The organism is Mycetohabitans sp. B2, assembly GCF_021733735.1.
Classification (GTDB): Bacteria; Pseudomonadota; Gammaproteobacteria; order Burkholderiales; family Burkholderiaceae; genus Mycetohabitans; species Mycetohabitans rhizoxinica.
Map to the genome: position 1 here is coordinate 1 of NZ_JAHKSP010000005.1, position 15469 is coordinate 15469.

10 protein-coding genes are annotated in these 15469 nt (G+C 61.4%); 9 read left to right on the top strand and 1 reads right to left on the bottom strand.

Annotated elements, in window-relative coordinates; translation table 11 throughout:
* Nucleotides 1-50 precede the first annotated feature (50 nt).
* Nucleotides 51-4172: a YadA family autotransporter adhesin gene (locus KPG66_RS01100; protein WP_237069769.1), complete on the top strand. Its 4122-nt coding sequence runs from the start codon at nucleotides 51-53 to the stop codon at nucleotides 4170-4172.
* 297 nt (nucleotides 4173-4469) lie between these two features.
* On the top strand, nucleotides 4470-6185 hold the full coding sequence (locus KPG66_RS01105) for a long-chain fatty acid--CoA ligase (protein ID WP_049786331.1): 1716 nt from the start codon (nucleotides 4470-4472) through the stop codon (nucleotides 6183-6185).
* A 99-nt stretch (nucleotides 6186-6284) separates the two neighbouring features.
* On the opposite strand, the gene KPG66_RS01110 is transcribed toward KPG66_RS01105, so the two are convergent.
* The gene (locus KPG66_RS01110; protein ID WP_013434064.1) at nucleotides 6285-7469 is read right to left on the bottom strand and encodes a porin; all 1185 of its coding nucleotides are present in this window, start codon (nucleotides 7467-7469) and stop codon (nucleotides 6285-6287) included.
* A 371-nt stretch (nucleotides 7470-7840) separates the two neighbouring features.
* Between KPG66_RS01110 and coq7 the strand changes: the two genes are divergently transcribed.
* The 7 genes from coq7 to KPG66_RS01145 all read left to right on the top strand — a co-directional run bounded on the left by coq7 (nucleotide 7841) and on the right by KPG66_RS01145 (nucleotide 15465).
* Nucleotides 7841-8470, top strand: a complete 630-nt coding sequence (gene coq7, locus KPG66_RS01115; protein WP_013434065.1) for a 2-polyprenyl-3-methyl-6-methoxy-1,4-benzoquinone monooxygenase — start codon at nucleotides 7841-7843, stop codon at nucleotides 8468-8470.
* 499 nt (nucleotides 8471-8969) lie between these two features.
* A complete protein-coding gene (gene mraZ, locus KPG66_RS01120; RefSeq protein ID WP_041753994.1) occupies nucleotides 8970-9398 on the top strand; it encodes a division/cell wall cluster transcriptional repressor MraZ in 429 nt (142 codons plus the stop codon).
* A gap of 14 nt (nucleotides 9399-9412) precedes the next feature.
* On the top strand, nucleotides 9413-10366 hold the full coding sequence (rsmH, locus tag KPG66_RS01125) for a 16S rRNA (cytosine(1402)-N(4))-methyltransferase RsmH (protein WP_422392516.1): 954 nt from the start codon (nucleotides 9413-9415) through the stop codon (nucleotides 10364-10366).
* The gene (gene ftsL / locus KPG66_RS01130) at nucleotides 10363-10722 is read left to right on the top strand and encodes a cell division protein FtsL (protein ID WP_013434068.1); all 360 of its coding nucleotides are present in this window, start codon (nucleotides 10363-10365) and stop codon (nucleotides 10720-10722) included. The genes rsmH and ftsL overlap by 4 nt, the downstream gene beginning before the upstream one ends.
* Nucleotides 10719-12509, top strand: coding sequence for a peptidoglycan D,D-transpeptidase FtsI family protein (locus KPG66_RS01135; RefSeq protein ID WP_237069770.1), 1791 nt, complete (start codon nucleotides 10719-10721; stop codon nucleotides 12507-12509). Before ftsL ends, KPG66_RS01135 begins: the two co-directional genes overlap by 4 nt.
* The gene (locus KPG66_RS01140) at nucleotides 12506-14038 is read left to right on the top strand and encodes a UDP-N-acetylmuramoyl-L-alanyl-D-glutamate--2,6-diaminopimelate ligase (protein ID WP_237069771.1); all 1533 of its coding nucleotides are present in this window, start codon (nucleotides 12506-12508) and stop codon (nucleotides 14036-14038) included. The genes KPG66_RS01135 and KPG66_RS01140 overlap by 4 nt, the downstream gene beginning before the upstream one ends.
* Nucleotides 14035-15465 carry a UDP-N-acetylmuramoyl-tripeptide--D-alanyl-D-alanine ligase gene (locus KPG66_RS01145; RefSeq protein WP_237069772.1) on the top strand — a complete coding sequence of 477 codons (1431 nt, stop codon included), beginning with the start codon at nucleotides 14035-14037 and terminating at the stop codon, nucleotides 15463-15465. Before KPG66_RS01140 ends, KPG66_RS01145 begins: the two co-directional genes overlap by 4 nt.
* The last annotated feature ends 4 nt before the right edge of the window (nucleotides 15466-15469 follow it).

Genomic DNA, 15469 nt, shown 5'->3' on the forward strand with positions numbered 1-15469 from the left:
CACGGAGAGCCTCGCGCTGGGATGTAAAGCCGCCCGGTATGCAAGATGATATGTCGGTAGATGAAGGCGCGCCGCATGGTAAGGGGGCGATCCCGTCTAAGGTGCGGGAAACATCGCGTTGGGATGTGAAACCGTCCGATATGCAAGATAAGCTGGCTCCGAAGCGGAAACAGCGTCCGGACGTGACGGATGGAAAACCAACGGAGGTTGGCGTACGAAGAGAAAAACGGATGCGCGAGCGGTCCCATTCGGTCCCAATATTTTTGCCAAGTGAGTCTTCACCAAGCGAGGTAGACCGTTTTTCGAAAAGAATCCGACAGGCCGATGAATCACTATTTGTCATAGCTCCCCAAAAAGACAGGGGGGAGTCCGGCGACTCGCAGAAGGACACGGCTAATCAAATCGACACGGGGAGATTGCACCCACCGGTTACGGGAAAAGGCTATACCGACGGCAGTATTGCGTCGTTACCTAGCGTGCAAGGAGCTAACCGGATACGCCAGAGATCTCGGTCGCTATCAGCATTATCGCCAGAGCAGGAACAACGCCGTTTGCAAGTTGATACGCCGCTGTTCATTCTTTCGCCCTCGCCCGATGGCGGTGACGGGGATTGGAATAGCTTGCAACAGATTAGGTTGCACGAGCCGGCCTGGGCTCAGTCTGCGGTTTCTGGTGTGCCGCCGACCAATACGCACGATATGCTGATAGACGAAACCGCATCACACGATCAGGGTTCGAGGCAGCCCAAGGTGCGGGAATCGCGATTAGATGTGAAGCCGTCCACGCCCGTGTCCGATACGGAAAATACGCTGGTTTCAAAAGGGAAGTGGAAACAGCAACTGGACGTGACGCCTGAAACACCAATGGAGGTTGGTGTACAAAGAAAAAAACGGATGCGCGAGCGGTCCCATTCGGTCCCAATATTTTTGCCAAGTGAGTCTTCGCCAAGCGAGGCAGACCGTTTTTCGAAAAGAATCCGACAGGCCGATGAATCACTATTTGTCATAGCTCCCCAAAAAGGCAGTGGGAAGTCCGGCGATTCGCAGAAGGGCACCGCTGATCAAATTGACACGGGGAGATTGCGCCCATCGCTTAAACAACCACAGTTCGGTGACATTACGGGAAAGGCTACTACCGACAGCGGCATTGCGCTGGTACCTGGCAAGGGAGCTAACCGGACGCGCCAGAGGTCTCAGTCGCTACCAGTATTATCGCCAGGGCTGGAACAACGCCGTTTGCAAGTTGATACGCCGCTGTTCGTTCTTTCGCCCTCGCCCGATGGCGGTGACGGGGATTGGGATGGCTTACAACAGATTAGGTCGCCCGAACCGGCTTGGCCTCAGTCTGTGTTTTCCAATGTACCGCCGACCGGCGCGGCATTGACATACGAAAGTACTGTCGCCGTTCCTCCCGAAACCACATTTCCCATCTTGCTGCCTATCCCACCAGGACAGACCGTTACAAGTGTGACCGCTACCACGCCGACTGCTGACTCTGGCATAGATAGCAACGTGGTGGGTAGCGAGGCTGTTGTATTGCGTGACGCAGGTGGCAATACGCACACGTCGATCCTGGGAACCAGTGGGTCCATCCCCGAGAATGGGACAAGGACTGACACGGCTATGGTCATCCCGTCGAACTCAAGAAGCAAAGAACAGGGGACGTTGACTGAATCTGATGGTGTGAAACCGTATGATGTGGATAAGTACGACGACGAATGGCAAAGTGACTCAGCCCCGTCAACGGAGATGAAGGTTGCGCAGGCGGGTGAGCCGAGTAAACCGCCGGTCCAACAGGTGCGGCAAACCGGTCATAATGCGAGCGCCAGAATCTCGGCGACACACTCGGCATCGCGCCGAAGTAGCGCATCGACTACGAGCGATGCCGGCACCAGTATCGACGGTAGGTCAACACAGTCTGCTGGCGAGAGTAGCAATCAGCTCCCGATCCAGACACTGGGGGCCAACGCGTCCCCTACCTTGCAGCAGACGACAGTGGCTGACAAGGTGCTAGACGCTGCGCCGGGCAACAGGGGAAGATCCAAATCGGCAGTGTTGTCGCAGCCTCAGGTGGCTAAGCGGGTGCGATCCAGCAGTGAAGACCGACTCGGATTGGGCGGCTTGGATGCGGCAGGCTTGGAGCATGGTATCTGGCAAAGCGGCCCGGCCCCATTTAAAGAGATGAAGGTGACGCAAGTGAGCGAAGCGCCGGCTCAACAGGAATGGGCCACCGGCTACGATGCAAGCGCCACCATATCGGTGGAACACCCGGCATCGCGCCGAGGTAGCGCATCGACTGCGAGCGATGCTGGCACCAGTATCGACGGTAGGTCAACACAGTCTGCTGGCGAGAGCAGCAATCAGCTCTTGGCTCAGACACTGGAGGCCAACGCGTCCCCTACCTTGCAGCAGACGACAGTGGCTGACAAAGTGCTAGACGCTGCGCCGGGCAACAGGGGAAGATCCAAATCGGCAATGTTGTCGCAGCCTCAGGTGGCTAAGCGGGTGCGATCCAGCAGTGAAGACCGACTCGGATTGGGCGGCTTGGATGCGGCAGGCTTGGAGCATGGTATCTGGCAAAGCGGCCCAGCCCCATCTAAGGAGATGAAGGTTGCGCAGGTGAGCGAAGCGCCGGCTTCGCAGGTGAGTGAAACGTCGGCTCAACAGGAATGGGCCACCGGCTACGATGCAAGCGCCACCATATCGGTGGAACACCCGGCATCGCGCCGAGGTAGCGCATCGACTGCGAGCGATGCTGGCACCAGTATCGACGGTAGGTCAACACAGTCCGCTGGCGAGAGCAGCAATCAGCTCCCGCCCCAGACACTGGAAGCCTCCCCTACCTTGCAGCAGACGACAGTGGCTGACAAGGTGCTAGACGCTGCGCCGGGCAACAGGGGAAGATCCAAATCGGCAGTGTTGTCGCAGCCTCAGGTGGCTAAGCGGGTGCGATCCAGCAGTGAAGACCGACTCGGATTGGGCGGCTTGGATGCGGCAGGCTTGGAGCATGGTATCTGGCAAAGCGGCCCAGCCCCGTCTAAGGAGATGAAGGTTGCGCAAGTGAACGAAGCGCCGGCTTTGCAGGTGAGTGAAGCGTCGGTTCAACAGGAATGGGCCACCGGCTACAATGCGAGCGCTACCATGTCGGCGGCACACTCGGCATCGCGCCGAGGTAGCGCGTCAACTACGAGCACTATCAATAGCATGATGGCAGACGAGCGCGAGCGCACACTGCCGTTGCCACCGACCGAGAGTGCAGGCGCGAATCGGTCCCTCAACTCTGACCTGCCTTCTGCCGTGGAGCAAAAGCCAAGCGGCATGAAATCGGCTGTGATGACACTAACAACGGCTATCCTGGACGGCGATGGACGCCCGCGTCCGACTGAACAAACGTCGCCGGCACGGGCCGCACTCACGAATCCGGAGAAATCGGATGGTACGAATGCTTTGGCTGCGTATGCTGACCAAAGGAATGCCGACAACTTGGAAGGGAATGCCGGTGTAGATCCGCTTTCGGTCGGTCAAGCCGATTTAATGTCGAAGACGGGTAAGGAAAAGCCGGCTCAAGTAGGTGAGAACATCCCCGAACCGGTTGCTAGCAGTTCCTCAAATGTTCCGAGTAGAGGGCAAACCGATCAAGAACAAAACTCTGAGCCGACAGAAATGACGTCCTTGACACGGCCCGGTCCAAGTATGGCGGCCGCTACGCCACGTGACGCCGCTCCCGAGCAAGACATGCGTCATGGGTGGCTGCGCAAGGCGATCGCGGCAGAGCTGCCGTCGGTCATGAACGAGCAACTTGGTATTAGCGTGGACGAAGCCCACGTATCGGTCGGCACGCCTGGCCACGAGCGCAAGATCACGCATGTCGCACGCGGCACTGCACCGACCGATGCAGTCAACAAAGCTCAGTTGGACGAAGCCGTCGCGCGTGTCGATCGCGACGCGTCAGCAGGCATTGCAGCGGCAATGGCAGTGGCGGGATTGCCACAACCGACGTTGCCCGGAAAGAGTCTGGCGACGTTTGCGGGTGCGACGTACCGCGGCCAGTATGGCGCTGCGCTTGGCATATCGCACATCACACCGAATAATCGTTGGGTTTTCAAGCTGGCCGCAAACGCGAACGGTCGCGGTTATTTTGGCGCCGCTGTATCGGGAGGCTTTCAATGGTGATAGGTCCGCCTTAGCCGTCTGCGATTTTGCAATGCGGCAATGACGCTGCAGAACCGGATGTAAGGCAATATTCGTGTATAGGCACCCGGTCATTTGAAACGGCATAAACCCAGCGCGAATGGTTCAGTAGAGGCATTCGCACGTTTAAGCAGACTATGCAACGCACCTTGCCACGCGGTTCGTCGCCTAAAAAACTCTAATTGAAGAGGTCGTCTAAAGCGATTGTCCGGGGACGCCGTTGCGGCTAGCATGCCATTCTTAGCACGATCATTCGAAATCAATCGGAGGAGGTGCCGCATGGAACGCATCTGGCTTAAATCATATCCCGCCGGCGTGCCAGCGGATATCGATCCGTCGATCTATGCGTCGGTGACGCTACTGCTCGAGGAGAGCTTCGTCAAATTTGCTGAGCGGCCGGCGTTTGCCTGCATGGGGCAGGTGTTGACCTATGGAGAACTGGATCGGCTGTCGCGGGCATTGGCCGCCTATTTGCAATGCAAGGGTCTGGTCAAGGGCGCTCGCGTCGCAGTGATGATGCCGAACGTGCTGCAGTATCCCGTTGCGATCGCGGCCGTATTGCGGGCCGGATATGTCATGGTCAACGTCAATCCGCTATACACGCCGCGCGAGCTTGAACACCAGTTACGCGACAGTGGCGCACAGGCAATCATCCTACTCGAGAATTTTGCAACGACGCTGCAGGCGGTCGTGTCGAACACCGACGTCAAGCACGTTATCGTGGCCGCGTTGGGCGACTTGATGGGCGTGAAGGGCTGCCTGGTCAATTGGGTCGTGCGGCACGTGAAAAAGAGGGTGCCGGCCTGGTCGCTGCCGGGCTCGGTGCGCTTTAACGATGCGCTCGCGCAGGGCAAGCGAAGCACGTTCCGCCCCGTGCGGCAAGGACCGGATGATGTTGCCTTCCTGCAATATACCGGAGGTACGACGGGTATTGCGAAGGGGGCGATGCTGCTGCACCGGAACATCGTTGCGAACGTACTGCAATCGGAAGTTTGGCTCAATCCGGCGCGTAGCGCGCATGCAGAATTCACGCAATTTACTACGGTGATCGCGCTTCCGTTGTATCACATCTATGCGTTGACCGTTTGCGCACTGCTGACGATTCGTACCGGCGGGCTCGGGGTATTAATTCCAAACCCGCGCGATATTACCGGTACGATCAAGCAACTGAAGGGGTACGCGGTCAGTATGTTCCCCGCGGTCAATACGCTGTACAACGCGCTGCTCAATCATCCCGACTTCGGCAAGCTAGACTTTTCGAAACTGGTGGTGGCTAACGCCGGGGGGATGGCCGTGCAGGAGGCGGTGGCGAAGCGGTGGTACGAAATGACCGGCGTGCCGATCATCGAAGGCTATGGTTTGTCCGAGACGTCACCGTGCGTGACGTGCAACCCGGCGACCTGCACCGAGTATACAGGCACGATCGGCTTGCCGTTGCCGTCCACCGAAGTGTCGATCCGCGATGACGAGGGTAACGAGTTGCCGCTGGGGCAGCCCGGCGAGATCTGCATTCGCGGCCCGCAGGTCATGGCCGGTTACTGGAACCGCCCAGATGAGACGGCCAACGCGACGACGGCGGATGGTTTCTTCAAGTCCGGCGACGTCGGCGTGATCGATGAATGTGGTTACGTGAAAATCGTCGACCGCAAGAAGGACATGATCCTGGTGTCGGGCTTCAATGTTTATCCGAACGAGGTCGAGGACGTGGTCGCGAAGATGCCGGGTGTCTATGAGGTCGCCGCGGTGGGCGTGGCCAATCCGCATTCCGGCGAGGCGGTGAAGCTGTTCATCGTGAAGAAAGACCCGGCGCTCACCGAGCAGGCTGTTATCGAGTTTTGTAGGGCGCGCCTGGCTGGCTATAAGCGTCCGAAAGCGGTCGAGTTTAGGGCTGAACTGCCGAAGACGAACGTCGGCAAGATCCTGCGGCGCGAGCTGCGCGACGCGCCTCAACATCGAGCTTGCCCTGACGTTGATCTCGCCGGGACGCTGAGCTAGTTGCTACGTCGAACCTGCCGTGATATCAGCGTGGCAGCGCATTAAAAAAGGCGCCCGAAGGCGCCTTTTTAAAGGCTACAACTGTTGCAAAGTGTGTTATTAGAATTTATGGCGGATGCCGACGCGAACCGTGGCTTGGTTGTTCGTCGTCGACGGTGACAGGCCACTGATGTTGGCGGTGGCTGCAACAACCGAATCCACGCCGCTCGACGAAGTCGACACCGTATTGCCCGACGCGTGCTGGTAGACACCGATCAGGTACACGTCAGTACGCTTGGACAGGAAGTAGTCCGCGCCCAGCGCGCCTTGATGGTACTTCGCACCGGACTGGCCGTTAACCGAGCTGCCCTTCGTGAAGTCATACGCTGCGCCGAGCACCAACGCGGGGGTCAACTGATACTTGAAGTTGATTTCGGCGTTGTTGAACGTCGCAGTGCTGCCGGCGAAAGCCGATGCGTACGTGCTGCCCAAGTTGTAGAACTTCGTGTTCGAGTACGTAATACCGACCGTTGCCGGACCGAACGTGTACGCGCCGCCCGCACCGATCACTTGGTACGTGTGGGCCGAGCCGTAGCCGCCGTAGACCGACGAAGTTACGTTCGATACGCCAGCGTTGATCGTGCCCGACGTGCTGTTGCCAAAGAAGCTGACGTTCGGGTTACGCACGTTCAAGTAGCCGACGCCCAGCACCAACGGGCCGTTCGTGTAGCCGGCGCCCAGCGAGAACGCTTGGTTGCGTGAGAAGTCGCCAGCCACGCCGCCCAAGCTGTACAAGCCGCCGAAAGTCAAGCCCGCGAAGTTTGGGCTCGTGTACTTGATCGAGTTGTTGATGCGATAGGCGTTGTTAAAATTGTCCAGGTCGCCCGGGTGAGCGGCGATGTAGCCACCCCATTGGTCACCGGCTTCCAGCGGGCCGACGTAGTCGACCACGGAGTCGTATTGACGACCCAGCGTGACCGTACCGAAGCCGCTCGACGACAAGCCGACGAACGCTTGACGGCCGAACTCGAGGCCGCCTTGGCCAGACTTGCCGGTGTTGACGTCAAAACCGTTTTCCAACGTGAAGATCGCCGTCAAGCCACCGCCCAGGTCTTCGGTGCCACGCAGGCCCCAACGGCTGCCTTGCATCACACCGCTGGACAGGTTCCACAGCGTGTGGCCGCCGCTGTTGCTCGTGTAATTCACGCCTTCGTCAATGATACCGTACAGAGTCACGCTGCTTTGCGCATGGGCAACACCTGAGAAAGCGCCCAATGCCGCGAGAGCGAGAAGCGACTTTTTCATCGAAATGATCTCCAGAGATTGTCTGACTTATAGGCAAAGTCAGTGTGATAATTTCCTTGCTTTGTAACTTCACGAGAAGTTGGACCCTAATGTAGCAAAAGGGTCCGTATCGACCAAGGAAAAGCCCAGTTTTGTCCGGGTTTTACACATCCTTTGTCACTTTTACGCAACAGCCGGCCAAAAGCCATCGCTGATCAGCCATGTCATAAAAAAATGCCTCTACGTCAATGACTTGTGATTGATGCGATGGCGAAATCGGTTAAGGCATGCCCGCGCAAACCGTTGCACGACGGTTGCCGGGTGTCGGTGCGTGCAAGTGGTGCCGGGTATCGCGTCCAGTGGTGGTGACGTATGGATAAAGGAGTATTGAAATGTTGCTCGACGAGTTGATCGGGGAGTTTGACCGTGGCTTGCGCTCAATCACAGGGGTAGCCAGAATGAGCCGGCCGGTGCCGCAGCCCGATGTAGTGGCCGACGACAGTGAAATGACGGTGGCCGAGCAAAGTCATGCGGCGGCGCTGATGCGGGTGAACCATGTGGGCGAAGTGTGCGCGCAGGCGCTGTATCAGGCGCAGAAGCTGGCAACCCGCTCCGAGCGGCTGAAGCAAGCGTTCGAGCGGGCTGCGCGCGAGGAGGAGGACCACTTGGCGTGGACCGCGCATCGGTTGCGCGAACTGGACTCGCGGCCGAGCTTGCTCAATCCGCTGTGGTACGCTGGCTCGCTTGCCATCGGCTTTGTCGCCGGCCGGTTTGGCGATCGCGTCAGTCTTGGCTTCATGGCTGAAACGGAGCGCCAGGTTGAGCAGCATCTGGATGGCCATCTGGACCGGCTGCCGGCGGGCGACCACGCGTCACGCGCGATTGTCATGCAGATGCGCACGGATGAGATGGCGCATGCGCGCGCCGCGTCGGACGCCGGCGGCGTGGAGCTTGCCGCCCCGGTGACCGCACTGATGCGCATGGCCGCGCGCGTGATGACCCGTACTGCGTACTATATCTAGCACCATCGCAAGCGCTACCTCGGTCTGCTAGGCGTGGGACCAGCCGCAGGCGTCGCCTCTCCAATGCCGATCGGGTTGACACGGTGCGACTGCCGGCGATCCGATCGCGTCGGCGCTGCGGGCTACCGGGTCAACTCGCCCGACCCGGCGTGGCGCCGCTATCGTGTCGCAAAAATGACCCTCTGCCGACCCGCGAATCCCGCAGTGCAGCGAAAAAATTGCCGAATCCTCACGTATTACTTTTAAAAGCGCAGACAATCCCTTCATTTGGTTGAAAAATCCTTATTGGAACCCGCTTTAACGGGGCGCGCTAAGTCTTTGTTCTATCAAATGAATTCGCGTGAACAACCGCAGTTGCGCCCTTGACCCCTGCCGGGCGTTCCTCTAAAGTGGGGGCCAGTGTGAAAAAGTGTATTTTTGTGTGCTATCCACACGGCTAGGGCGATGATGTGGGTTCGGAGGGCATGCGCGGCGCATGCCGGTGACAGGGAGATGGCACGTGTTTCAGGGGGCGTCGGCGCTAACGCTGGATGCGAAGGGCCGGATGTCGGTGCCCTCGCGTTATCGGCAAGTGCTGTTAGGACAGGCGCAGGGCCGGGTAACCATCACCAAGCACCCGGACGGCTGCCTGTTGCTGTTTCCACAGCCCGAGTGGGAGGCGTTCCGTAACAAGATTGCCGCGTTGCCGATGGATGCGCACTGGTGGCGACGGATCTTCCTCGGTAATGCGTCGGACGTCGAGATGGATTCGGCGGGCCGGGTGCTCGTCTCGCCCGAATTGCGCACCGCTGCAAACCTGGAGCGTGAAGTGATGTTGCTCGGCATGGGCAGCCACTTCGAGTTGTGGGATGCGCAAACGTATGCCGCGAAGGAGCAGGCCGCGATGGCGCAAGGCATGCCCGACGCACTGAAAAACTTTACTTTCTGATTGCGGAGCATCGAATGGCATCCGCGATGGAAAAGCCGGGACAGCATCGCACGGTGCTGCTGGACGAAGCGGTCGATGCGCTGATCACGCGCGCCGATGGAATCTATGTCGATGGCACATTTGGCCGGGGCGGTCACAGTCGCGCGGTGCTCGCGCGGCTTGCGCCTGCCGCCCGATTAATTGCGTTCGACAAAGACCCACAGGCGATCGAGGTGGCGCGCGGGATCGCCGATCCACGGCTGAATGTTGTGCATGGCAGCTTCGCGCAACTGCGCGACGTGCTGGCTGCGCGTGGCGGTGTGCGCGTATCGGGCGTATTGCTGGATCTGGGCGTGTCGTCGCCGCAAATCGACGATCCGGCGCGAGGTTTTAGCTTTCGCCACGATGGCCCACTGGATATGCGCATGGATCCGACGCGCGGCGAGTCCGCCGCACAATGGCTCGCGCATGTGGACGAGCGGGAATTGATAGAGGTGATACGGGATTATGGGGAAGAACGGTTTGCTGTTCAGATTGCAAAGGCGATTGTTGCTCGCCGGGCAGAATCCGGGCGTCTTGGGCCTATCGTGCGCACACGCGAGCTTGCCGAGATCGTGGCTCGCGCCGTCAAGACCCGCGAGAAGGGCCAGGACCCGGCCACTCGCACCTTTCAAGCTATACGGATTCACATCAATCAAGAGCTTGCGGAGTTGCCGGTAGTTCTTGAAACTGCATTGGAGTCGTTGGAGCAGGGAGGCCGGTTGGTGGTCATCAGCTTTCATTCGCTAGAAGACCGCATCGTCAAGCGATTTTTTCAATCGCACGCGCGCGCGCCGGCCGTAGACCGGCGCCTGCCGATTCGCGCGGCGGACTTGCCCAGTCCGCCGTTGCGCATTCTTGGGCGTATCTTTGCTGGCGAAGCGGAAGTGGCGGCCAACCCGCGTGCCCGCTCCGCCGTGATGCGCATCGCCGAGCGGGTGCTTGCATGAGCCGGCTCAACATTTTCCTGCTCCTCGTTGTGTTGGGCTGCGCGCTGTCGGTCGTCAACGCGACGAACCGGCAGCGCGAGGTGTTCATCGATCTTCAGCGCGCTCAGTCGCAAGAGCATCAGCTACAGTTGGACTATGCGCAGTTGCAATACCAGCAAGGCGCATTGTCGAAGACCTCGCGCATCGAGCGTATGGCCACTGCCGACCTGAAGATGCAGCCGGTGGTGCCGGGGCGTACCCAGTATCTGAGCGTTGACCCGGCGAGCGTGCCGGCCGATACGCCGCCGGCCAGCGACGCGGGGGCCGGCGCATCTGGCTCCGCGTCGCCGGGCACTACGGCGGGAGCGGCCCGATGAGGCGCTCAACTCATCACCGTCGTCATGTACCGTTCTCATCGAGCCCGGTGCTGTCGGTGCACTTGCCGATGTGGCGCTCCAAGCTCATCGTGTTTCTGCTGTTCGTCGCGTTCATCGCACTGGCGGCGCGTGCATTCTGGATCCAGGGGCCGGGCAACGCGTTTTATCAAAAGCAGGGCGAAAGCCGCTACCAGCGCACCATTGAGTTGCCGGCCACGCGCGGCAAGATTCTAGATCGCAACGGGCTGGTGTTGGCCACCAGCTTGCCAGTGCGCGCGATTTGGGCCATTCCCGAATCGGTGCCCGACGATCTGGGTGCCGGCAAGCTGGCGGAGCTCTCGAAGCTGTTATCGATGGGTGAGAAGGCGCTGCGCGCAAAGTTGTCGCAGGACAAGACGTTCGTCTACGTGAAGCGGCAAGTACCGCTGGATGTCGCGCAGAAAGTGGCCGCACTGGACATCCCCGGCATCTACGCGCGTCCTGAATACAAGCGTTTTTATCCGGAAGGCGAGATCACCGCGCACATGATCGGCTTCACCAACGTCGAGGACGAGGGGCAGGAAGGCATCGAGCTGGCGGACCAGAAGGCGTTGGCCGGCGTGCCGGGCAGCCGCCGCGTGATCAAGGACCGGATCGGGCACATCGTCGAGGATGTCGACGAGTGGGTCAAGCCACGCGATGGGCAGGACATTGCGTTGTCGCTGGACAGCAAGATCCAGTACATCGCGTACGCTAACCTGAAGGCGGCGGTCGACCGGTTCAAAGCGAAGGCTGGCGCGGCAATCGTCATCGACGTGAAGACGGGCGAGGTGCTCGCGCTGGTCAACTATCCGACGTACAACCCGAATAACCGTTCGCACCTGACCGGCGAGCAGTTGCGCAATCGTGTGCTGACCGACGTGTTTGAGCCTGGCTCGATCATGAAGCCGTTTACTGTATCGCTCGCGCTGGATCTGCACCGCGTGTTGCCCACGACGTTGGTCGATACCGGCGGGGGCCGCTTCACATTGGATGGCGCGACGATCACAGACGACGCCGGCTTTGGCGTGTTGACCGTTGGCGGCGTTATTCAGAAGTCCAGCAACATCGGCGCGACAAAGATTGCGATGCAGTTGCGGCCCGAGGAAATGTGGAATATGTATACGAGCATCGGACTAGGCCAGGCGCCGAAGGTCGGCTTCCCCGGCGCGGCGGCTGGACGGTTGCGCCCTTGGAAGAGCTGGCGTCGCATCGAGCAGGCGACGATGTCGTATGGCTACGGCTTGTCCGCGTCGCTGTTCCAGCTTGGTCGGGCCTATACCGCGATCGCGCATGATGGCCGCATCATTCCGCTCACGCTGATCAGGGGCAACAACGGCGATGAGCCGCAAGGCACGCAGGTGTTCTCGGCCACCACGGCGCGGCAGGTTCGCGCGATGCTGGAATCCGTCACGCAGCCGGGCGGTACATCGCCCGACGCGGCGGTGCCGGGCTACCGCGTCGGCGGCAAGAGCGGCACCGCATATAAGCACGTGGGACGCGGCTACGATCGCGGTAAGTATCGGGCGTCGTTCGTCGGCATGGCGCCGATGCCGAATCCGCGCATCGTGGTGGCAGTGTCGGTCGATGAGCCGACAGCGGGCAGTCACTTCGGCGGACAGGTCTCCGGTCCGGTCTTCTCGGCAATTGCCGGCGACACGCTGCGCTCGCTGAATGTGCCGCCCGACATGCCGGTCAAGCAGCTCGTGGTCAGCGACGACGCTAAGTCCATCATCAATGTGAGCGCGACGCAGAGGACCGTGCGATGAGTCGCTCGCCACTGACGCCCGAACAAATCGAGCGCGCGCGGGCCGAGGTGCTCGCGTGGCTGCGCGCCCGGCTTGCGCCGCATGCGCAATTGCGGGCGGACAGCCGCGCGGTGCGCGCTGGCGACGCGTTCGTCGCGTATGCGGTGGACGGCGCAGACAGTCGTGCGTATATCGCCGATGCGTTGCAGCGTGGCGCGGCAGCCGTGCTGGTCCAGGCCGGCGGTGAGTTCCCGGGCGGCGGACCGGTGCTCCAGGTCCCTGAACTCGATCAGCTTGCGGGCCACATTGCTAGTGCGTGGTATGGCGAGCCGAGTCGCGACATGCTGATGGTCGGCATCACGGGCACCAATGGCAAGACCACTACCAGCCACTGGGTCGCGGGCGCGTTGAGCGGCAGCGGCACCCGTTGCGCGATCATCGGCACGTTGGGCACCGGACTGCCGGGGCAGCTTTCGCCCACCGGGTTCACGACCCCCGACGCGCCGCAGGTGCACCACAGCCTGGCGGCGCTGCGTGCGCACGGCGCAAGCGCGGTATCGATGGAAGTGTCCTCGCACGCACTGCACCAGGGGCGCGTGAATGGCGTCGCGTTCGACATCGCGGTGTTCACTAACCTGACGCAGGACCATCTCGACTATCACAAGGACCTCGCGTCGTACGAGGCCGCCAAAGCGCGGCTGTTCGACTGGCCGGGCTTGCGCGCGGCAGTCATCAATCGCGACGACGAGGCCGGGCGCAGGCTGATCGGGCATCTGGCCACGCGGGTGCGCACGATTTCGTACGGCATCGCGTCGACTAGGCCGCGCGGCGACGCTTCGCTGCATGCGATGGCGATCCGCGCGACCGCCACCGGCACCGCCTTCACGGTGGTATCCGACTGGGGGCACGCCGAGCTCGAGGTGGGCACGCTCGGCCTGTTCAATGTCGCCAATTTGCTCGCCGTCCTCGGCGTGCTACTGGCCGCCGACGTGCCATTCGATGCGGCGCTGTCTCAGATCACGCGGTTGGAACCGGTCAACGGTCGGATGCAGCAGCTCGGCGGGCGGCCGCAAGTGGACGAGCCGCTGGTGGTCGTCGATTACGCGCATACGCCGGACGCATTGGAAAAAACGCTCGACGCACTGCGGCCGATCGCCACGCAGCGGGGCGGCAAGCTCGTCTGTGTGTTCGGCTGTGGGGGCGAGCGCGATGCGACCAAGCGGCCGCTGATGGGGGCGATTGCCGAGCGGCTCGCCGACAGCGTCGTCGTGACGAGTGACAACCCGCGTAGCGAGCCGCCGCTGGCAATCATCGGCCAGATCGTCAGTGCGATGCGTGAGCCGGCACGCGTGCGCACCATCGAGGATCGCGCTGGCGCGATCCTGCAGGCGGTGCGTGGCGCGTCGGCCGCCGACGTCGTGCTGATCGCCGGCAAGGGACATGAGGCAACACAGGAAGTGATGGGTAAGAAGCGGCCGTTTTCGGATCAGGATCATGCACACCTCGCGCTCGCGTCGCGCGTCACGCAACCTCGCGGAGAAGCTGAATGACGATGTTGACGCTGCGCGAGGCGGCTGCATTGATCGACGGTGCCACGGTTTTGGGCGACGATACGGTCGCTTTTGATCAAGTCTCGACCGACAGTCGCAGTTGCGGGCCGGCAAGCCTGTTCGTCGCGCTCAAGGGCGAGCGTTTCGACGCGCACGATTTCCTGCCGGATCTCGCGCAGCGCGGCGTGGCCGCTGTATTGGTGTCGCGCAGCCCCGGTGACTGGCGTGTGCCGGCGATCCGCGTGGCCGACACGCGGGCCGCGCTCGGCGCGCTCGCGGCTGGCTGGCGTCGCAGGTTTGCGTTGCCGCTGGTCGCGGTGACCGGTAGTAACGGCAAGACTACGGTCAAGGAAATGATCGCGTCGATCTTTGCCGCCGCCGTCGGTCATGCGCAGCGGCTCTCGACGCAGGGCAACTTAAACAACGTCATCGGCATGCCGCTCACGTTGTTGCAGCTCGCGCCGCAGCATCGGCTCGCGGTCGTCGAGCTTGGCATGAACCGTCCTGGCGAAACGCAACAGCTAGCCCGGATTGCCGGACCCACCATTGCGCTGGTGAACAACGCCCAGCGCGAGCATCAGGAATTTATGGCGACAGTCGAGGCTGTGGCGCTGGAGCATGCGAGTGTGATCCATGCGCTGCCGCCGGACGGCACGGCGGTGTTTCCCGCCGACGATCCGTATGCCGGCATCTGGCGGGTGGCGGCCACCGACAACCGGATCGTGGACTTCGCGCTGCGCCGGCCCGGTGCCAATAGCGACGCGGCGGTCCAAGGCACGACCACGGACACCGGCGCATTGCGAATCGAGACGCGCGCCGGCGCACTCGAGGTATCGTTGCGCGCGCCCGGCGAGCACAATGCGCGCAATGCGCTCGCCGCCACCGCAGCCGCGCTTGCCGCCGGCGTCGGACTGGACGCGATACGGCGCGGGCTCGAGACCTTCGAGCCGGTCAATGGACGGTTGCAGGCCAAGCTCGCCCAAGCGATGCCATGGGCCGGCGCAACGGTGATCGACGATACCTATAATGCCAATCCGGATTCGATGCGCGCGGCGATCGACGTATTGACCATGCGTCAGGCGCCGCGCGTGTTGGTGATGGGCGACATGGGAGAAGTTGGCGACAACGGCCCCGCGTTTCATCGCGAAGTCGGCGCCTATGCGCGCGAACGCGGGCTCGATGCACTGTACGCGCTCGGTGATGCGAGTCGCGATGCGTGCACCGCGTTCGGCCCGCATGCCCATCATTTCGATTCAGCCGAGGCACTCATTTGCGCGCTGCTCCGCCAGGACGCCGTCGCATCGGAGCGCGCCGCCGGCGCGACGATCTTGGTCAAGGGTTCGCGTTTCATGCGCATGGAGCGCGTGGTCCAGGCTCTGACCCTCCCCACTGCAACCGATGCGCCGGCCCGGACCGGCGCGCATTGAAAGG

Coding starts and splice junctions, on each gene's coding strand:
- KPG66_RS01100 (WP_237069769.1), top strand. CDS start 51: ATGTCGGTAGATGAAGGCGCGCCGCATGGTAAGGGGGCGATCCCGTCT.
- KPG66_RS01105 (WP_049786331.1), top strand. CDS start 4,470: ATGGAACGCATCTGGCTTAAATCATATCCCGCCGGCGTGCCAGCGGAT.
- KPG66_RS01110 (WP_013434064.1), bottom strand. CDS start 7,469: ATGAAAAAGTCGCTTCTCGCTCTCGCGGCATTGGGCGCTTTCTCAGGT.
- coq7 (WP_013434065.1), top strand. CDS start 7,841: ATGTTGCTCGACGAGTTGATCGGGGAGTTTGACCGTGGCTTGCGCTCA.
- rsmH (WP_422392516.1), top strand. CDS start 9,413: ATGGCATCCGCGATGGAAAAGCCGGGACAGCATCGCACGGTGCTGCTG.
- ftsL (WP_013434068.1), top strand. CDS start 10,363: ATGAGCCGGCTCAACATTTTCCTGCTCCTCGTTGTGTTGGGCTGCGCG.
- KPG66_RS01135 (WP_237069770.1), top strand. CDS start 10,719: ATGAGGCGCTCAACTCATCACCGTCGTCATGTACCGTTCTCATCGAGC.
- KPG66_RS01140 (WP_237069771.1), top strand. CDS start 12,506: ATGAGTCGCTCGCCACTGACGCCCGAACAAATCGAGCGCGCGCGGGCC.
- KPG66_RS01145 (WP_237069772.1), top strand. CDS start 14,035: ATGACGATGTTGACGCTGCGCGAGGCGGCTGCATTGATCGACGGTGCC.